Origin of the sequence: Aeromonas sp. FDAARGOS 1418, from assembly GCF_019048585.1 — a bacterium.
In the GTDB taxonomy this organism is placed as follows: domain Bacteria; phylum Pseudomonadota; class Gammaproteobacteria; order Enterobacterales; family Aeromonadaceae; genus Aeromonas; species Aeromonas caviae.
The window spans coordinates 835,994-854,950 of the sequence record NZ_CP077387.1; the positions used below are offsets into that span (position 1 = coordinate 835,994).

An 18,957-nucleotide genomic window follows, 5' to 3' on the forward strand; every position below is an offset into this window, starting at 1 on the left:
AAGCCTTTTTAATATCTTGCGGAGTGCATGTTTGCACTGTCCCCGCCTCTTCAGTAGAGTCGGGTTCTACCTTCCAGGGAGAGAAAGAACCTTGCCATGAGGCGAGCACTCGAGTCTGTCTATCAAATCATCTCCAGCCTGTCTCATTCGAGTGGTCAGGGATATTTTGATGCCTTTGTGAGTGAAATCGCCAATGCGGTGGGGGCTGACTTCGTCCTGGTGTCCGGCAAGGATCAGGCGGGTCTGTTCTTTACCGTGCATGCCGCCTATCCCGCCTCCCTCGACATCAACGCCTACAGCTTCCCCCTCGCCGACACTCCGGGGGAGATCGCCATGCAACAGGGTGAAGCCTGGTTCAGCGATCGCACCCGTCAGCTGTTCCCCCACGCCGCCGTGCTGGAGCGCTGCGAGGTGAGAGCCTATGCCGGCGTCGCGCTCAAGAACGCCGAGGGAGAGACCATCGGCCTGTGCAGCGTCATGTTCAAGCGGGCCATGCCGAGAATGGAGAAGATAGTGGGCCTGCTGCGTCTGCTGGCCCCGCTCGCCGGTCGTGAACTGGCGCTGATGTATCAGCAGCGCCAGAGCCAGGAGCAGCCGGCGCAACCGGAACATCACCACTTCCTGGACACCATGATGTCCCATGCGCCCGTGGGCATCGGCAAGGTGGATCTGGGCGGCAAGATCCTCTGGGCGAACCCGGCCATCGAGAAGATGCTCGGCTACAGCCAGGAGGAGCTGCAACAGCTCACCGTCGCCGAAATCAACCATCCGGACGACTGGCAGACCAGCATTGCGCTCTACGACGCCCTCAAGCGGGGAGAGCGTCCCGCGTTTACCCAGGAGAAGCGTTATCTCCATCGGGATGGGACCGTCCTGTGGGGACGGGTGACGGTGACCCTGATCCGCAACGAGCAGATGCACCCCGACTATCTCATGGTGGTGCTGGAGAACATCGATCCCATCAGGCGCCATGCGGAGCAGCTCAAGCTCTCCCACCGGGTCTATGACAACCTCTCCGAAGCCATTCTGGTGTGCGATGCCGACAGTCGCATCATCTCGGTCAATCCGGCCTTCGAGAAGATCACCGGTTACAGCGAGGAGGAGGCGTGCGGCCAGCGGCCCAGCATGCTCAAGTCCGGACTGCACGATCAGACCTTCTATGCGGACATGTACCACGCCCTGGAGCGGGTGGGGATCTGGCGTGGGGAGGTGTGGAACAAGCGCAAGAACGGCAAGCTCTATCCCCAGCAGCTGATGATCAGCGCCGTGCGGGAAGGGGGCAAGATCAGTCAGTACATCGCCATCTTCAGCGATCTTTCCCAGACCAAGCTGGCAGAGCAGAAGATCGCCGCCCAGGCCAACTACGACAACCTCACCGGCCTGCCCAACCGCTGGCTGTTCGGTCGCTGTCTGGCCCGCTTCTGCGAGCGGGGGGAGCGCTTCGCCCTCATGGTGCTCGACCTCAACAACTTCAAGGCTGTCAACAACAGCATGGATCACCATGTGGGCGACGCCCTGCTGCGGGAGGTATCGGATCGGCTGGTGAGCCGGGTGCGCACCGAGGACCTGGTGGCCCGCATCGGCGGCGACGAGTTTGCCTTCCTGGTGCCCGGCATCGTCAACCGCCGTCAGGCCGAGGTGTTTGCCAAGCAGGTGATCGGCGGCTTTGCCCGTCCCTTCATGCTGGCCAACCAGCACCTCTATGTGACCGCCACCCTGGGGATCACCCTCTGTCCCAATGACGGCGGCGACAGCGACGAGCTCTTGCGCAATGCCGAGCAGGCCCTGTTCGTCGCCAAGCGCCAGGGACGTCCCCTCGGCACCTACAACGCTTCCATGCGGGAAGAGGTGAGCCAGCGCCACCAGATGCAGCACGATCTGGCGGAGGCCATCAAGCTGGGCCAGCTGACCATGGCCTACCAGCCCATCTGGGACAACCGCAGCGGCCGGGTCGCCAAGCTGGAGGCCCTGGTGCGCTGGTATCACCCCCACTGGGGTCAGGTCTCACCGGCGGATTTCATCCCGCTGGCGGAAGAGGCGGGGCTCATCCAGGGGCTGGGTGCCCTGGTGCTGTGGCAGTCTTGCCGGGATCTGGCCAGATTACAGCAGTCCGGCTTCCCGGATCTGCAGATGTCCATCAACCGCTCCACCCTGGAGTTCCAGACCATAGACCCGGAGGCCAACGAGTGGCTCAGGGTGATCCGCCACTTCGAGCTGGATCCGGCGGACATCATCATCGAGATCACCGAATCTCTGCTGATGGAGACCAGCGATCAGCACAGGGTGCGGATCGATGCCCTGCGCGAGGCGGGTTGCAAGCTGGCCATCGACGACTTCGGCACCGGCTACTCGGCACTGAACTACCTGCGTACCTTCCCGGTGGATCTGGTGAAGATCGATCGCTCCTTCGTGCGCCATATTCCCTTCAACGAGCAGGACCGCCTGCTGCTCGACGGCATCATCAACATCGTGCACAACCTCGGCATGCAGGTGGTGATCGAAGGGGTGGAGACCCGGGAGCAGCTCAACTTCCTCTGCCAGAAGGGGTGCGCCTTCACCCAGGGGTATCTGCTCAGCCGCCCGCTGCCCTTCGACGATCTGACCGAGTACCTGAGTCTCAACCGTCAGGGAATGAACCTGGCGAATCTGACCACGGTGAGCTGACCCCCCGCTTCTGCTATCATGCCGGCTTCTGCGCCGTGATGAGTCCATGTTATGCCCCATATTCAGGTTTTCAGTGAAGTGCCCGCCCGCGATGGCGAGCTCGACGCCCTGCGCCAGCGCCTTGCCGACGTGGCGTTTCCCGCTCCCTTCGCCCTGGTGCTGACCGAATCGCGGTTGGAGCTGCGCAAGCTGGACGAACCCAAGCTGGGGGCCGTCTATGTGGACTTCGTGGAAGGGGCGGTGGCCCATAGGCGCAAGTTCGGTGGCGGGCGCGGCCAGTCCATCGCCAAGGCGGTGGGATTGAAGTCGGGAGCCATGCCGACCGTGGTGGATGCCACCGCCGGGCTCGGGCGCGATGCCTTCGTGCTCGCCTCCCTCGGCTGCAAGGTGACCCTGATCGAACGCAGCCCCGTGGTGGCGGCCCTGCTCCAGGACGGTCTGACCCGGGCGGGGCAGGATCCCGAGATAGGCCCCTGGGTGCGCGAGCGGATGCAACTGCTGCAAGGCCCGGCGGTGGAGACCCTGCTGGCGCTGACCGAGCGGCCGGAGGTCATCTACCTGGATCCCATGTTCCCCCACAAGCAGAAGTCGGCGCTGGTGAAAAAAGAGATGCGGGTGTTCCAGTCCCTGGTGGGGGCGGATCTCGACGCGGATGCCCTGCTGCCGGCGGCGCTCAGGATGGCTGACAAGCGGGTGGTGGTGAAGCGGCCCGACTATGCGGGCTGGCTCAACGAGCACAAGCCCAGCATGGCCATCGAGACCAAGAGCAACCGCTTCGACGTCTATGTGATGGCGGCGCTGGCAAGTTGAGTGGCGACTGGCAGGGAGTCTGAGCGTCAAACGAAGAGGGCCAACCTGATCAGGTTGGCCCTCTTGCTATTCATTGGCTGCGGGGTGGGGCGAAGTGGATCCGCTTTTCTTCCCCTTGCCAGACGAGTTCCAGGGTCGCGAGGTCCGCCAGGCTGAGGCGCTCAGCGCGCTCCAGCAGCAGATATTCCACTCCGTCGCTGGCTTCTATGGTGCGGATCCTGTCCGTCCAGGTTCGTCCAGCCCGGTCGGTGATCGTGACGGGCAGTTGCCAGCTTGCGGCGATCTCCAGCCAGTCGTACAGGTCACAGCTGACGGGTTGGTAATCGGCCATGGGGTGTGCGGCTCAGGCTTCCAGCAGCCGGGTGGACCAGCCCATCTTCTGCTGGCGCTCCACCTCGAGGCGCAGCTCGCTGGCGCGCAGGTAGTGCTCGTCCAGCCACCCCTTGGGCAGGGTTAGGGTCAGGGCATCTTCATCGGCTTGCAGCATGAACCTGGGCACAGTGCCCTGGGTACGGCGCATGCAGAGGATGAGGGAGATGCGCAGGATGCGGGCCAACCGGATTGCCTGGCGACCGGTGACGGCGCCCTGTTTCTCCAGCGGCTCCAGCTTGAATTCATCCCGCTGGTTGAACAGCAGGGCCGACAGCAGCTTCTTCTGCGCGGGGGTGAAGCCCGGCATGTCGATGTTGTCGATGATGTAGGCGGCGTGCTGCGGCGCCTTCTTGTACTCGATGCACAGACCGATTTCGTGCAGCAGGGCCGCGTAGCGCAGGATCGGGCGACCGTAGCGCTTGGAGAGGCGCCAGGCCGGCTGCAACTGGGTGAACGCCTCGATGGCGGTGTCGCGGACCCGCTCGGCGTGCTCCTTGTCGAGCTGGTAGCGGCTGATCAGGCTGTCGGCGGTGCGATCCCGGGCATCACAGTCGTGATTGTTGCCTAGCAGGCCGTAGATGAGCCCTTCACGCAGGGCACCGCCCGCCAGGGTCATGCTCTCGATGTCGAGGGTTTCGAAGATGGCGATCAGGATGGCGAGACCGGAAGGAAACACGGTCAGCCGTTCGGCCGCCAGCCCTTCGAGCTGCAACTGATCGAGTCTGCCGCAGGCGATGGCCTGACCCATCAGCTCTTGCAACTTGGGCAGGGTGACCCGCTCGCTCTTGCCCTGGGCCAGCATGATCTCTTGCAGCGCCTGGACGGTGCCGGAGGCGCCGACGCAGGTGCGCCAGCCGAGGACACGGTAGTCCGCAGCCACTTTCTCCAGTACCGCCTTGGCGGCGGCAATGGCCTGGTTGAAGCGCGCCTCGGAGAGCTCGCCATCACCGAAGTGGTTGTTGAGCCAGGTGACGCAGCCCATGTGCAGGCTGTTGAGCAGCTTGGCTTCGCTCTGCTCGCCGATCACCAGCTCGGTGCTGGCCCCGCCGATGTCGATCACCAGCCGGTTGCCTTCCCCTGCCGACGTCCAGGAGACACCTTCATAGATGGTCTTGGCTTCTTCCTCGCCCGAGATGATCTCGATGCTGTGGTTGAGCACCCGTTCCGCTTCGCTGATGAATTCGTCGACGTTGGTGGCCAGGCGCAGGGTGGCGGTGCCCACTACCCGGATATTGTCGGACGGGATGTCCTGCAACTGCTCGGAGAAGAGGCGCAGACAGTCCCAGCCCCGCTCCATGGCGGCACGGTTGAGGCGAAAATCGGCATCGAGGCCGGCGGCGAGGCGTACCTTGCGCTTGACCTTGGTGACGGTGCGCAGGGCACCGGCGACCTCGCGCACCACCAGCATGTGAAAGCTGTTGGAGCCGAGGTCGATGGCGGCATAGAGAGGCGAGTTGTGCAACTTGGCCGATCCCTCAGTTCTTGCGGGGGGGGCGACGACGGTTGTTGCTGTTGCCACCGCCCTGGCGATCCCGCATGTTGCGGTTCACCGGCTGGCGGTTGCGGAACACCCGTTTCGGCGCGGTGACGTCATCCAGCAGCGCCTCGCGGTCATACTTGCTGACCGGGATGGGGTGGTGGATGTACTCCTCGATGGCCGGCAGGTTGAAGGCATAGTCTTCACAGGCCAGGCTGATGGAGTGACCGCTTCTGCCGGCGCGGCCGGTACGACCGATGCGGTGGACATAGTCTTCGGCATCGTCGGGCAGGTCGTAGTTGAAGACGTGGGTCACGTCGGGGATGTGCAGACCACGGGCGGCCACGTCGGTGGCGACCAGGATATCCAGGGTACCCTTGGTGAACTCTTCCAGGATCTTCATCCGCTTCTTCTGCGGCACGTCGCCGGTCAGCAGGCCGACGCGGTGGCCGTCGTTCTCCAGCCAGGCGTGAACGTCTTCACAGACGTGCTTGGTGTTGGCGAAGACGATGGCTTTCTCGGGCCACTCCTCTTCCATCAGGGAGAGCAGCAGCAACATCTTGTCTTCGTTGGAGGGGTAGAAGAGCTCCTCCTTGATCCGCACGCCGGTCATCTGTTCCGGTTCGACCTGCACATGTTCCGGGTGGTTCATGTGTTCATAGGCCAGCTCCTGCACCCGCAGGGAGAGGGTGGCGGAGAACAGCATGCTCAGACGCTCGGTGGCGGGGGGCATGCGGCGGAACAGGAAACGGATGTCCTTGATGAAGCCCAGATCGAACATGCGATCCGCTTCGTCCAGTACCACGACCTGGATGTTGCCGAGATCGATGACCTTGGACTTGAAGTAGTCGATGATGCGACCCGTGGTGCCGATCAGGATGTCGACGCCCTGTTCCAGCACGGCCAGCTGCTTGTCGTAGCCTTCGCCACCATAGGCGAGACCGAGCTTGAGCCCGGTGGAGGCGGACATGCTCTCTGCATCGTTATAGATCTGGACGGCCAGCTCCCGGGTCGGGGCCATGATGATGGCGCGGGGCTGGTTGATGAGGCGCGGCCTGGTCAGCGGATGGGTCAGCAAATAGTTGAATGTCGCCGCCAGGAAAGCCAGGGTTTTGCCGGTCCCCGTCTGAGCCTGACCGGCAAGGTCATGACCTTCAACCAGCAGGGGCAGGGACAGTGCCTGGATGGGCGTACAATAGTGAAATCCCTTTGATTCCAGACCAGCCAGAACTTCGGGTTCGAGGCCCATTTGGGCGAATTTTTCGGTCGTTAGATGTGTTTTGCTCATGGCGGTAGGTTATCAGGTTAGGCTTGCAATAATAAACAGGATCATTTCAAATAGGGCAACTATTGCCTTTGTTGAACCATCAATAAAGCCTTAATTACTGACTGGAGTTGGAGATGAGTGACAAGATTGTTCAGCTGAGCGATGCCAGCTTCGAGGCCGATGTAATCAACGCCGACAGCCCTGTTCTGGTCGATTTCTGGGCCGAATGGTGTGGACCGTGCAAGATGATTGCCCCGATCCTGAACGAAGTTGCTCAGGAATATGAAGGTCGCGTGACCGTGGCGAAATTGAACATTGATCATAACGCCGACACTCCGCCCAAGTACGGCATTCGTGGTATCCCGACCCTGCTGCTGTTCAAGAATGGTGAAGTGGCAGCGACCAAGGTCGGCGCCCTGTCCAAGACCCAACTGAAAGAGTTCTTGGACGGCAACCTGTAATAATCAAGAAGGAGCGCATTGCAATAATGCGCTCCTTGTGTTTTATCACCTAGACGCTCACCCTGATTGGTGCTAGTTTATCGCTCGTTTGCTAACCTTTTTGCCTGACTCTTTGCTTAACTACCAGCCTGGCAAGTCAAATCCGATCAGCATCAATCCAGCAGACTGTCTCCTCATTTCAATCCTTGCTTACAGACTTTCACCACTATGAATCTGACTGAACTTAAGAACACTCCTGTGTCCGAGCTGGTCCAGCTTGGCGAATCCATGGGGTTGGAAAATCTGGCTCGGGCGCACAAGAAAGACATTATCTTTGCAATCCTCAAGGCGCACGCCAAGGGCGGCGAGGATATCTTTGGCGACGGTGTGCTGGAAATCCTGACCGACGGTTTCGGTTTCCTGCGCAGTGCAGACGGCTCTTATCTCGCTGGTCCGGATGACATCTATGTCTCCCCGAGCCAGATCCGCCGCTTCAACCTGCGTACCGGCGATACCATTTCCGGCAAGATCCGGCCGCCGAAAGAGGGCGAGCGCTATTTCGCCCTGCTCAAGGTCAACGACGTCAACTATGACCGTCCGGAAAACTCCCGCAACAAGATCCTGTTTGAAAACCTCACTCCCCTGCACGCCAACGAGCGTCTGCGCATGGAGCGTGGCAACGGTTCCACCGAAGACATCACCGCCCGTGTACTGGATCTGGCATCCCCGATCGGCAAGGGCCAGCGCGGTCTCATCGTTGCACCGCCCAAGGCCGGTAAGACCATGCTGCTGCAGAACATCGCCCAGAGCATCGCCTACAACCACCCGGATTGTGAGCTGATCGTGCTGCTGATTGACGAGCGTCCGGAAGAAGTGACCGAGATGCAGCGCATGGTGAAGGGCGAAGTGATCGCCTCCACCTTCGACGAGCCGGCCTCCCGTCACGTCCAGGTCGCCGAAATGGTGATCGAGAAGGCCAAGCGTCTGGTCGAGCACAAGAAGGACGTGGTGATCCTGCTGGACTCCATCACCCGTCTGGCCCGCGCCTACAACACCGTCATCCCGTCTTCCGGCAAGGTGCTGACCGGTGGTGTGGATGCCAACGCACTGCACCGTCCGAAGCGTTTCTTCGGTGCGGCGCGCAACGTCGAAGAGGGCGGCAGCCTGACCATCATCGCCACCGCGCTGATCGATACCGGCTCCAAGATGGATGAAGTCATCTACGAAGAGTTCAAGGGTACCGGCAACATGGAACTGCACCTCTCGCGCAAGATTGCCGAGAAGCGCGTCTACCCGGCCATCGACATCACCCGCTCCGGCACCCGCAAGGAAGAGCTGCTGACCGCACCGGACGAGCTGCAGAAGATGTGGATCCTGCGCAAGATCATTCACCCCATGGGCGAGATCGACAGCATCGAGTTCCTCATCGACAAGCTGGCTGCGACCAAGACCAACGACGAGTTCTTCGACTCCATGAAGCGTCAACAGAAGTAACAGCCTCTTCAATGACAAAACCGCGGCCCAGGTCGCGGTTTTTGTTTATCTATTTCACGGCTGGCTTAGTAGTATGAAGCCTCGATGTCACAAGGAAAGGGACGTCATGAAGCTGGTGTTGTTCATATGGATGGGTTGGTTGTGGCTGGCGGCCCCGGTGCATGCCGACTCCCCGCCGCAATTGCAGGCTCCCCTGGTGGCGGACGAGGGACTGGAGGGGCATCGGGCATACCTGGACGGCCGCATGGCGCTCGGGCAGTTTGATGCCATGGACTCGTTGCTCGAAACCCTGTCGGTGGGGCAGCGGGAGTTCCTGTTGTTCCAGTTGCTGGGTGAGCTCAAGTCATCGGGCGCACCGAGCCCGGCGCTGCTGGCCTGGGTGCGGGCACAAGCGGCCAAGGCGCCACAATGGCTGGTGGAAGGGAAGGTGGACGGTTTCCTGGTGCAGCTACCCGCCTACGACTTCCCCGCCGAGGCCCGGCTGGTGCTGAGCCACTGGCAGCAGCTGGCCTGGCAGGACAACTATCGCCAGTTGCTGGAGCAGGATCGCTTCGACTTCAAGCAGGTCTACTACAGCCGCAATCCCGAGCTGACACAGCAGCAGCAGGCCCTGCTGGCGGTGCTCGATCGGCAGCCGGTATCCGTGCTGCGTCGGGAGGCGCAGCGGCTTGCCGCCCTCAATCTCTTCCTGCCGGACAACCAGTTGCTGCTGCACTTCATCGAACAGACCGGGGAGACGGCACTCTACCTCAAGCTGTGGCGTCAGCCAGTGGATCACGACAGCCTGACTGCGCTACACACCATTTCCCGCTTTTATTCAGGGCAGGAGGCGAGCGATCTGCTGATCGCCGCCAGCCAGAACAGCCGCCTGATGGTCCCCGCCCTGCACCAGCTCAGCCGCCTCTCCCCCTTGCCGGACGGGGCCCAGCAGTTCCTCCTGGCCGAACTCGGCAAGCACCAGTATGGCGGGCTGGTGGCCGGCCTGTTGTTGCAGATGGACGAGCCCAGGCTCCTGGGTCAATTGGCAAACCGGCTGACGCTTCAGGAGCGGCGACACGCTTCGTCCGTCATGAGGTCCGATACGGGTACACCGGATACGCCGCCAGGGTTATAATGCGGGACCACCTGATCCCGCTGGGGTACTTGCATGAAATACAAGGACTTGCGTGATTTTATCGCGCAGTTGGAACAAAACGGACAGCTCAGGCGCATCAGTCGCGAGATAGACCCCTATCTGGAGATGACCGAGATCAGCGACCGTACCCTGCGTGCGGGGGGGCCTGCCCTGCTGTTTGAGAATCCCAAAGGCTACACCATGCCGGTGTTGACCAACCTGTTCGGCACGCCGGACCGGGTTGCCATGGGCATGGGCCAGCCCAACGTCAGCGCCCTGCGCCAGGTGGGGACCTGGCTCTCCTATCTGAAAGAGCCGGAGCCGCCTCGCGGGCTCAAGGAGCTGATGGAGAAGCTGCCCATCTTCAAGCAGGTGCTCAACATGCCGACCAAGCGGCTCTCTTCGGCCCCCTGTCAGCAGGTGGTGCTGGAAGGGGACGCGGTGGATCTGGATCAGATCCCCATCCAGCACTGCTGGCCCGGGGATGTGGCGCCCCTGGTCACCTGGGGTCTGACCATCACCCGCGGTCCCTACAAGAAGCGGCAGAACCTTGGCATCTATCGCCAGCAGAAGATCGGCAAGAACAAGCTGATCATGCGCTGGCTGGATCATCGGGGCGGCGCCATCGATTTTCGCGAGTGGCAGGAGGCCCACCCGGGCGAACGCTTCCCGGTGGCGGTGGCGCTGGGCGCCGATCCGGCGACCATCCTGGGCGCGGTGACGCCGGTGCCGGACAGCCTCTCCGAATACGCCTTTGCCGGTCTGCTGCGGGGCAGCCGTACCGAGGTGGTGAAGGCGCTGAGCTGCGATCTGGAAGTACCCGCCAGCGCCGAGATCGTGCTGGAAGGCTATCTGGAGCCGGGGGAGATGGCCCCCGAAGGGCCTTACGGCGATCACACCGGCTACTACAACGAAGTGGACGAGTTCCCGGTCTTCACCATCACCCACATGACCATGCGCCGGGATGCCATCTACCACAGCACCTACACCGGCCGTCCGCCCGATGAGCCGGCGGTGCTCGGGGTGGCGCTCAACGAGGTGTTCGTGCCGCTGTTGCAGAAGCAGTTCCCCGAGATCGTGGATTTCTACCTGCCGCCGGAGGGGTGCTCCTACCGGATGGCGGTGGTGACCATCAAGAAGCGTTACCCCGGCCACGCCAAGCGGGTGATGCTGGGGGTCTGGTCCTTCCTGCGCCAGTTCATGTACACCAAGTTCGTGATCGTCTGCGATGACGACATCAACGCCCGGGACTGGAAGGACGTGATCTGGGCCATCACCACCCGGATGGATCCGGCCAGGGACACCACCCTGATCGAGCACACCCCCATCGACTACCTGGACTTCGCCTCGCCGGTCTCCGGGCTCGGCTCCAAGATGGGGCTGGATGCCACCAACAAGTGGCCGGGGGAGAGCAACCGGGAGTGGGGGCAGCCCATCGTCCAGGACGAGGCGGTAAAGCAGAAGATCGATGCCATCTGGGACGAGCTGAAGATCCTCGACTGAGGGATCCCCGATGCGGCGCGGCCATTGTGACGCAAAAGTGCGGTATTGCCGTGCCGAATTGGGTATGCTCGACGGACCTGACCACCAACTGGTCGCCATAAAAACAGTGAAACCATGAGCGAAGCGGGCCGGGCAGGCCCCTCACAAGGACAAGAATGCAACGTATCAAGTGCCGCGTAGAGGAACTGCGCGAATATGTCGACACCATCTGGCACGTGGCGCTGGCGCCGCAGCAGGAGGTGAGCTTCAAGCCGGGCCAGTATCTGCTGGTGGTGATGAGCGATTCGGACAAGCGCCCCTTCTCCATCGCCAACTCGCCGACCCGCTCCGGCGTGCTGGAGCTGCAGATCGGTGCCACTCCCGAGAATGCCTATGCCGGTCAGGTGCTGGCCCGCATGCGCGAGCAGGGAGAGATCGAGGTCGAGCTGGCCGCCGGCAAAGCGTTCCTGCGCGACGAATCCCCCCGACCGCTGATCCTGATGGCGGGCGGCACCGGCTTCTCCTATGCCCGCGCCATCCTGGAATACCTGATCGGCAGTGGCAGCAAGCGTCCGGTGTTCCTCTACTGGGGGGTACGCCAGGCGCACTGGCTCTACGAGCTGGAGCAGATGCAGCAGTGGGAGCGCGACTACGCGCCGCTGACCTTCATTCCCGTGGTGCAGGAGCCCGAGAGCGACTGGACCGGCAGGACCGGGCTGGTGCACAAGGCCATCATGGATGACTTCGTCAGCCTGCATGACTACGACATCTATGTGGCGGGCCGATTCGAGATGGCCGGTGCCGCGCGGGAAGAGTTCAAGGTGCTGGGCGCCGAGCCAGAGCGCATCTTCGGCGATGCCTACGAGTTTATCTGACCACGGCCAACCGCAGTGCGTCGATCTGCCCCCTTATCGTCTTGCGAGAGAGGGGGGATGAGAAACTCGTTGTCCCCATGAAAACGACAAACCCCAGCCTGGCTGGGGTTTGTGCTATCTACGGCGGGTCACGCCGGATCATTCGCCCTTGGCGGCGAGCTGCTGCTCGAGCTGGGCCAGCTTGGCCTCGAGGGCGGTCAGCTTCTCCCGGGTGCGCAGCAGCACCTTGGTCTGCACGTCGAACTCCTCGCGGCTCACCAGATCCAGCTTGTTGAGCTGGGCCTGCAAGACCTGACGGGTCTTTTTCTCCACCTCTTCACCCATGCTGCGAATGCCGGGGGGCAGGGCGTTGTGTATCTGTTTGGCGATCTCTTCCAGTTTTTTCGGGTCGATCATGGGGGTCTCCTTAAGCAATGGCGCCATTCTACCGACAAATCGTCTCCTTTGCCGAGATCGGAGCGGCTTTTTGCGCCATGGATCCCATCGGGCTCTGGTCGGGTCTGGTTGATGCACCCTGGCTGCTACCCTGTGACGCCGGGGATCAATTCCAATTCCTTGATGGTGTACACAAAAAAATCAGATCAGATGACTGACCAGAGGCTTATTAATTGTTGCGTTGCTGTTAATATGATTCGGTCGGGTTTGAACCCTACCCCGTCAGGCTCATCATGGATAACAACATAAAAGAGATAAGGATATGAAGAAAAAGCTAATTTACGCGGCCGTCGTCAGTGCGCTGCTGAGCGGTTGTGGTGGCAGTGACGACAACACAGGCGATACCTCAAGCTATCTCGATTATCTGCTGAGCGGCTCCAATGCAGTCCGACCCAGCGCCCTGGCAGCCCGTGCGACCGACGGTACCCTGAAATTCTCCACGGAAACGGCGGATCTCTCCAACCCGGTGTCCGCCCTCTCCACCCTGGATGGCTGGTCGACTACCCAGGCGATCCAGATCGTGCCGGTGACGGCCTCCGGCATCCAGGTCAAGGCGCCGGCCGCTGCTGAATTCGCAGCCTCCGTGGCACCCCTCTACCTGATGGAGCTGGAGTTTGACAGTGCGGCCCTGCGTCCGAGCGGCGTGAAAAAGGTGCTGACCTACGGGGTGGACTTCGTGGTGGCCGAGACGACCGGCAAGCTGAATCTGGTGCCGCTCAAGCCGCTCAACCCCTCTTCCTACTACATGATAGTGGCGACCGATACCCTCAAAGACAGCACTGGCGCCCCCCTGCGACCGGGTAGCGACTACAGCAACTACAAGACCAGCACCGGCAGCAACGCCCAGGAGCAGACCATCAGCGGCCTGATTGCGCTGCAGGAAGGTCTGTTCAAGACTGCCACCGGTATCACCAGCGACCACGTGATCTTCTCCGACTGGTTCGGTACCCAGTCCGGCGCCGACGTGCTGGTGGCGGTGAAAGGGGCGGCCGCATCCGTGCTCAAGAGCCCGACCCTGGACGCCGCCGCTCTGTGGAAGCAGGACGCCCTGGGCAATACCAGCCTGCCTGGCACCTATACCCTGTCGGTGAGCGGCGGCAGCCCCTTCCTGACCCAGCTGGACGCCGAGAACTTCCTGCCCCAGGAGCAGAAGGATGCGATTGCCGCCGCTTTTGGTGACGGCACTCCACTCCACAATCTGGCCTTGGGTACCACCGTCTACAGCGGTACCGTCAAGCTGCCCTACTTCCTCTCCTCCCCGGCCACCGCCGGCTCCTGGGACAAGGCGAAGACCCAGTCCTGGCACGGTGCCATCCCCAGCCTCTACGCCATCGCGAACGCCCTGAAGGCCCAGGATGCCGAAGTGATCGGCGGCCTGGTGGGGGCGGGTGTGGATCCGGCCCTGCTGGGCGAACTCATCGCCGATCCGAGCCGTCAGGCCGAGCTGCTGGCGGAGGCGAGCAAGCTGATCGGGGTGACCCTCACCTCCGGCGGCAAGGCGCTGGATCCCGAGATGAATATCGGGCGCTTCAACCCGCTGCCGGCACTGGAAGAGGTGCAGTCCGTCCCGATGCGGATCTTCGCCGCCGCACCGCTGGCGAACATCACCGACGTGATCATCTATCAGCACGGCGTCACCTCGGTGAAGGAGAACGCCTATGCCCTGGCCCTTGGCCAGATTGGTGCCGGTGCCCAGGCGAGCAAGAACGTGGCCGTGGTGGTGATCGATCATCCCCTGCATGGTGAACGCGGCTTCGCCCTGACCGGCAGCATGGACTCGGTAACCACCTCCGACAACCCGACCCCCTACCTGAACCTGAGCTACCTGACCGTGGCCCGCGACAACCTGAAACAGAGCGTGGCGGATCTGCTGGGCCTGCGTCTGGCAGTGGGGCTGGCCAATGCCAAGGGCGCCATCGGCACCGCAGGCAGCCTCAAGGTGCACTTCCTGGGTCACTCTCTGGGTGCCATCGCGGGGGCCAACCTGCTGGCGGTGGCCAACCAGTCTGTTGGCAACCCGACGGCAGACGCCCTGTTCAAGTTCGACACTGGCGGCCTGGCCATGCCGGGTGGCGGCATAGCGCCGCTGTTGCTGAACTCGCCGACCTTCGGTCCGACCATCCAGATGAGCGTGCTGACCGCTGGCAGTGCGGCCCTGAAGGCAGCTTTCACCGCCTACGCCCCGAACTGCAAGACGGCAGTACCGACCTGCTTCGTCAACGAGTTCCTGCCGAGCCAGGATGCGGCCACCCAGGCCACGGCGGCCAGCACCCTGCAGAGCTACAGCTTCGCGGCGCAGTCGGTGCTGGATTCGGCAGACCCCATCAACCTGGGGAGCGGTATCGCGGCGGACTTCCCGCTGTTTGCCACCGAAATCGTCGGCGACGGTGCCCTGAGCCTGTCGGATCGGGTGATCCCGAACAGCATCGCCACCGCCCCCCTGGGTGGCACCGAGCCGCTGTTCAAGGTCCTGGCCCTGCAACCGCTGACCGCCACCGGCGCCGCCAACCACAGAGCGGCCCGCTTCGTGGCCGGGGGTCACAGCTCGCTGCTGGCACCGGACGAGAACTTCGATCCGACCGGCGCCGTCACCACCGAGATGCAGACCCAGTTCGGCAGCTTCTTCGCAAGCGGCGGTACCGCGGTCAAGGTGACCGACGGCAGCCTGCTCAAGCAGTAAGCCGGCCGACCAATAAAAACGCCGCCCCTTGGGGCGGCGTTTTTTTATGGCAAATCGGCTCAGGCTGGCCTGTGATGCCTGTCCAGCCAGCCCTGGGCAAGGCCGACCAGCAGGCCCGTGAGCCATGTTGGTGGTCGCTATGGTTGCCGAGCCGTTGCCGGCAACCAGGCCTCACCCCGGCCTGTGGTGTTTGTCCAGCCAGCCCTGGACAAGGCCGACCAGCAGGCCTGCCAGGTGAGCCAGGTTGGTGGTGGCTTTGGTTGCCGAGCCGTTGCCGGCAACCAGGCGTCACCCCGGCCTGTGGTGTCTGTCCAGCCAGCCCTGGGCAAGGCCGACCAGCAGGCCGACCAAATGGGCCATGTTGGCGGTGGGGGTGCCGAGCATGTCCAAGAAGCCGAGCACCAGCCAGACCAGCATGAAGCCCATCAGGGCTGGCGGCATGGCGAGGCCGCAATCCGGTTGCAGCCTGGTTCGCAGCCAGCTGTAGCCGAGCAGGGCATAGACCACCCCGGAGAGGCCGCCAAAGCGCGGGCCGCTGGCAAAGAACTCGGCGATATTGGGCAGGGCCGCCCCGACGATGAGCAGGATGAACAGCTTGCCGCTGCCGAGGCGCTGCTCTATCTGGCCACCGAGATACCACCACCACAACAGGTTGAACACCAGATGCAGCACCGAGAAGTGGATGAAGGCCGGAGTGACGTAGCGCCAGGCCTGCCAGTCGGTGAACTGGGCCAGGGTGGGGTGGAAGGCGAGTTCGTCGAAGATGGGCAGGCCGATGGCATCCAGAGCGTAGATGGCCAGGCAGGCGATGATGACCACCAGGGTCAGGGGGCCCGCCTGGTGGAGGAAGTCGGTGACCGGATCCGTCATCCCCTTGCTGTAGTCGATCCGGGCATCGGCATGGCCGGATTGCCAGGAGGCCTCCATGTAGCGGGGATGATTGGGTTCGCTCAGGAAGCGTTTGACCTCCTGCTGGGCCTGGGCGAGGCGCCGTTCGTCCGCCAGCCAGACCGAGACGCCGAGCTCGGACTGGGTCAGCTCGCACGGAATGCCCAGGGTAGCGAGATAATCCACCAGCGCCTGGGCCATGCGGGCGTCGCCCAGCACCAGCAGCTGGATCATGCCGGTCGAGGAGGAACGACCCGCCTCTGTCATGCGTCCCCCGCCTGGATGGGGAACTCCCTGCGCCAGGCCTCGAAACCGCCATCCAGGCTATAGACCTCGTCATAGCCTTGTTGCAGCAGGTACTGGGCCGCCCCCTGGCTGCTGTTGCCGTGATAGCACATCACGATGACAGGGGTATCGAAGTCCACCTCGTTCATAAAGCGAACCAGGGTGCCGTTGGTGAGGTGGAAGGCGCCGACCGCGTGGGCCGTCTCGAAGGATTGGGGATCGCGAATGTCCACGAGACGGGCTTCGCCTGCGCTCAGCTTCTGGTGGGCATCATGGGCGCTGATATGGGCAAACTGGTCCATTGAGATGTCCTGAAAATGGAAGGTTGAAGGGCAGTTTACCGCAAGCGGCGGTTTGCGCTAAGTGTGCAATGGAGGCGGCATCCAGGGGATCGCAATTTTCTTCAATATCGGGCCGCCCGGGCCGGGTAGGCTCGGGCTTCCCTCAATTGAACGAGCATCATCCATGGAATTCAGTCTGCTGTTATCCATGGCCGGGTTTGCCCTGGCCATGTCCATCTCCCCGGGGCCGGTCAATCTGGTCGCCCTTGGCACCGGCGCCCGGTACGGTTTCACGGCCAGCCTGCGCCACGTGGTGGGGGCCACCCTCGGCTTCATCCTGCTGCTCCTGCTGATGGGGCTGGGTCTTGGCGGTGCCCTGTCCCGCTGGCCTGTGGCGCTGGGGGCCATTCACTGGGGCGGCGTGCTCTTTCTCGGCTGGATGGCCTGGCAGTTGCTGGTGGACAGCGGCGAGGTGGAGGAAGTGGAGGGCGTACCCCCCGCCTTCTGGTACGGGGCCTTGATGCAGTGGCTCAATCCCAAGGCCTGGCTCGCCGCCAGCATGGGGATGGGAGCCTATGGGATCGCGGGCGGCATGAGCCAGATCGCCCTCTTTACCGGCATCTATCTGGTGATCTGCCTCGGCTCCATCGCCTGCTGGGCCTATGCGGGCAGCCGATTGCAGGGGTGGCTGGTCTCTCCTCGCCGGTTGCGCTGGTTCAATCGGGCCATGGCGCTCTTGCTGCTGCTCAGCGCCGCCTATCTGGTGCGCTCGTCCTGAGGGGCGAGCTGCGCTCTGTACTGGCCCGGGGTGGCGGCCACCCGGCGTTTGAACTGGCGCTGGAAGTGGGCCTGATCGGCAAAACCGCTGGCAAGGGCCACTTCCGCCAGGGGCTGCCCCTGGCGCAGCAGGGTGCGGGCGTGGCGAATGCGCTGATCGAGCAGGTAGGCGTGGGGCGTCATGCCGTAGTGGCGGCTGAAGGCGCGCACGAAGTGGGAAGGGGTAAGCCCGGCCACCGCACTCAGCTGTGCCAGGGTGAGGGCGCAAGTACTCTCGTCCTGCATCAGCTCGGCGGCTCGCTGCAGGTGCTGGGGAGGGCGGTCATCCCACTTGGCCGGGGTGAGCCTGGCCAGAAGCTGGCGGCTGAAGAGGTGGCAGGCCACTTCGCGAGCCAGGGGATCCGGCTCCTCCACCAGTTGCCGATGAAGCCGGCAGAGCCCCTGGTAGAGCAGGGGATCCCGGCTTGCGGTCATGTCGAAGGGGCGAAACGCGTTGCCGAGCCCGGCCTCCTCCTGCTGGCGCTGCAACCAGAGGTTGTCGATGTAGAACATCAGATAGGACCAGGGCTGGTCAGCGACGGGATTGCAGGCGTGCACCTCTTCCGGGTTCATCAGCACCAGGCTGCCGCGGCCGACCTCTTGCAGGCTGCGCTGGTTGAGGTAGTGGCTGTGGCCGCCGGTGATGGCGCCGATGGAGAAGTGGGGGTGGCTGTGCTTGTCGTAGCAGACGCGCCGGCCATCCTGCACCGCCCGCGCCTCGATGAAGGGCAGGGCGGGATCGTGCCAGAAGTGGTGCTGATCCTGCGTCGCCCGCGCACGGCTCACAATGTGCTCCTCGGCGGGGGGCTGTTCCCCTGCCGGGCTCGGGGAGCGCGGCAGGGGAAGGGTGACGATGGTTGCTGCATCCTCAGCCGCCGAGATAGGCCTGGCGGACGGCGGGGTTGGCCAGCAGGGCCTCTCCCGTGTCTTGCAGCACCACCCGGCCGTTCTCCAGCACATAGCCGCGATCCGCCAGCTTGAGCGCCTGGTTCGCGTTCTGCTCCACCAGGAAGATGGTCATCCCCTTCTGGCGCAGCTGCTCTATGGTGTCGAAGATCTGCTGGATGACGATGGGCGCGAGTCCCAGGGAGGGTTCATCCAGCAGCAGCAGGCGCGGCTTGCTCATCAGGGCGCGGCCGATGGCCAGCATCTGCTGCTCGCCGCCGGACATGGTGCCTGCCCGCTGCTCCAGCCGCTCGTGCAGGCGGGGGAACAGGGTAAAAATCTGATCCAGCAGGCCGCGCTGCTCCGCCTTGTCGACGAAGAAGGCCCCCATCAGCAGGTTCTCCTCCACCGTGAGGCGGGCGAAGATGCGGCGCCCCTCCGGCACCACGGCGATGTCCTTGCGCATGATGCGGGCGGTGGTGAGGGAGTCTATCTGCTCCCCCTCGAACCAGATGGAACCGCTGCTGGGCTTGGGCTCGCCACACAGGGTCATCAGCAGAGTGGTCTTGCCGGCGCCGTTGGCGCCGATCAGGGTGACGATTTCCCCCTCTTTCACCTCGACGCTGACGTCGTGCAGCGCCTGAATTTTGCCGTAATGGGTCGATACGTTGCGAAGTTCTAACATCTTTTTG

17 protein-coding genes are annotated in these 18,957 nt (G+C 63.0%); 9 read left to right on the forward strand and 8 right to left on the reverse strand.

Going from position 1 to position 18,957, the window contains the following annotated elements:
- The first annotated feature begins 96 nt into the window (after positions 1 to 96).
- Positions 97 to 2,664: a bifunctional diguanylate cyclase/phosphodiesterase gene (locus I6L48_RS03985; RefSeq protein WP_039041083.1), complete on the forward strand. Its 2,568-nt coding sequence runs from the start codon at positions 97 to 99 to the stop codon at positions 2,662 to 2,664.
- 60 nt (positions 2,665 to 2,724) lie between these two features.
- Positions 2,725 to 3,474 carry a class I SAM-dependent methyltransferase gene (locus tag I6L48_RS03990; RefSeq protein WP_029313422.1) on the forward strand — a complete coding sequence of 250 codons (750 nt, stop codon included), beginning with the start codon at positions 2,725 to 2,727 and terminating at the stop codon, positions 3,472 to 3,474.
- Positions 3,475 to 3,544: 70 nt separating this feature from the next.
- Here I6L48_RS03990 and I6L48_RS03995 read toward each other — a convergent pair whose 3' ends face one another.
- From I6L48_RS03995 to rhlB, 3 genes are read right to left on the reverse strand one after another with little or no spacing between them, the layout of a single operon-like run.
- Positions 3,545 to 3,805 (reverse strand): Rho-binding antiterminator, encoded by a 261-nt coding sequence (locus I6L48_RS03995; protein WP_069784334.1) that lies wholly within the window; start codon positions 3,803 to 3,805, stop codon positions 3,545 to 3,547.
- Positions 3,806 to 3,817: 12 nt separating this feature from the next.
- Positions 3,818 to 5,308 (reverse strand): guanosine-5'-triphosphate,3'-diphosphate diphosphatase, encoded by a 1,491-nt coding sequence (gene gppA, locus I6L48_RS04000; RefSeq protein WP_049636360.1) that lies wholly within the window; start codon positions 5,306 to 5,308, stop codon positions 3,818 to 3,820.
- A 13-nt stretch (positions 5,309 to 5,321) separates the two neighbouring features.
- Positions 5,322 to 6,611, reverse strand: a complete 1,290-nt coding sequence (gene rhlB / locus I6L48_RS04005) for an ATP-dependent RNA helicase RhlB (RefSeq protein ID WP_049636361.1) — start codon at positions 6,609 to 6,611, stop codon at positions 5,322 to 5,324.
- 113 nt (positions 6,612 to 6,724) lie between these two features.
- Between rhlB and trxA the strand changes: the two genes are divergently transcribed.
- The 5 genes from trxA (at position 6,725) to fre (ending at position 11,995) form a co-directional block, all read left to right on the forward strand.
- Positions 6,725 to 7,051: a thioredoxin TrxA gene (gene trxA, locus I6L48_RS04010; RefSeq protein WP_010672369.1), complete on the forward strand. Its 327-nt coding sequence runs from the start codon at positions 6,725 to 6,727 to the stop codon at positions 7,049 to 7,051.
- 207 nt (positions 7,052 to 7,258) lie between these two features.
- The gene (rho, locus tag I6L48_RS04015; protein WP_010672370.1) at positions 7,259 to 8,524 is read left to right on the forward strand and encodes a transcription termination factor Rho; all 1,266 of its coding nucleotides are present in this window, start codon (positions 7,259 to 7,261) and stop codon (positions 8,522 to 8,524) included.
- Positions 8,525 to 8,630: 106 nt separating this feature from the next.
- Positions 8,631 to 9,638, forward strand: a complete 1,008-nt coding sequence (locus I6L48_RS04020) for a hypothetical protein (protein WP_045522595.1) — start codon at positions 8,631 to 8,633, stop codon at positions 9,636 to 9,638.
- A 33-nt stretch (positions 9,639 to 9,671) separates the two neighbouring features.
- On the forward strand, positions 9,672 to 11,141 hold the full coding sequence (gene ubiD / locus I6L48_RS04025) for a 4-hydroxy-3-polyprenylbenzoate decarboxylase (RefSeq protein WP_010672372.1): 1,470 nt from the start codon (positions 9,672 to 9,674) through the stop codon (positions 11,139 to 11,141).
- A gap of 155 nt (positions 11,142 to 11,296) precedes the next feature.
- Complete coding sequence (gene fre / locus I6L48_RS04030; RefSeq protein ID WP_010672373.1) at positions 11,297 to 11,995, forward strand: NAD(P)H-flavin reductase; 699 nt, start codon at positions 11,297 to 11,299, stop codon at positions 11,993 to 11,995.
- A gap of 138 nt (positions 11,996 to 12,133) precedes the next feature.
- Here the strand turns inward: fre and I6L48_RS04035 are convergent, their stop codons facing one another.
- Positions 12,134 to 12,391 carry an accessory factor UbiK family protein gene (locus tag I6L48_RS04035; RefSeq protein ID WP_010672374.1) on the reverse strand — a complete coding sequence of 86 codons (258 nt, stop codon included), beginning with the start codon at positions 12,389 to 12,391 and terminating at the stop codon, positions 12,134 to 12,136.
- Positions 12,392 to 12,692: 301 nt separating this feature from the next.
- Here I6L48_RS04035 and I6L48_RS04040 point away from each other — a divergent pair, with 301 nt between their 5' ends.
- Positions 12,693 to 15,110, forward strand: a complete 2,418-nt coding sequence (locus I6L48_RS04040) for a VolA/Pla-1 family phospholipase (protein ID WP_113069285.1) — start codon at positions 12,693 to 12,695, stop codon at positions 15,108 to 15,110.
- 288 nt (positions 15,111 to 15,398) lie between these two features.
- Here I6L48_RS04040 and glpG read toward each other — a convergent pair whose 3' ends face one another.
- Together glpG and glpE are read right to left on the reverse strand one after the other, a co-directional pair.
- A complete protein-coding gene (gene glpG / locus I6L48_RS04045; RefSeq protein ID WP_049636383.1) occupies positions 15,399 to 16,232 on the reverse strand; it encodes a rhomboid family intramembrane serine protease GlpG in 834 nt (277 codons plus the stop codon).
- 29 nt (positions 16,233 to 16,261) lie between these two features.
- Entirely contained in the window at positions 16,262 to 16,585 is a 324-nt protein-coding gene (glpE, locus tag I6L48_RS04050; protein ID WP_005307320.1) for a thiosulfate sulfurtransferase GlpE, read from the reverse strand.
- Positions 16,586 to 16,748: 163 nt separating this feature from the next.
- On the opposite strand from glpE, the gene I6L48_RS04055 reads away from it, so the two are divergent.
- The gene (locus tag I6L48_RS04055) at positions 16,749 to 17,342 is read left to right on the forward strand and encodes a LysE family translocator (protein WP_010672378.1); all 594 of its coding nucleotides are present in this window, start codon (positions 16,749 to 16,751) and stop codon (positions 17,340 to 17,342) included.
- On the opposite strand, the gene I6L48_RS04060 is transcribed toward I6L48_RS04055, so the two are convergent.
- Positions 17,321 to 18,166, reverse strand: a complete 846-nt coding sequence (locus I6L48_RS04060; protein WP_113069283.1) for an AraC family transcriptional regulator — start codon at positions 18,164 to 18,166, stop codon at positions 17,321 to 17,323. The genes I6L48_RS04055 and I6L48_RS04060 overlap by 22 nt on opposite strands.
- An 82-nt stretch (positions 18,167 to 18,248) precedes the next feature.
- The gene (locus I6L48_RS04065; RefSeq protein ID WP_010672380.1) at positions 18,249 to 18,950 is read right to left on the reverse strand and encodes an ABC transporter ATP-binding protein; all 702 of its coding nucleotides are present in this window, start codon (positions 18,948 to 18,950) and stop codon (positions 18,249 to 18,251) included.
- Positions 18,951 to 18,957 lie beyond the last annotated feature (7 nt).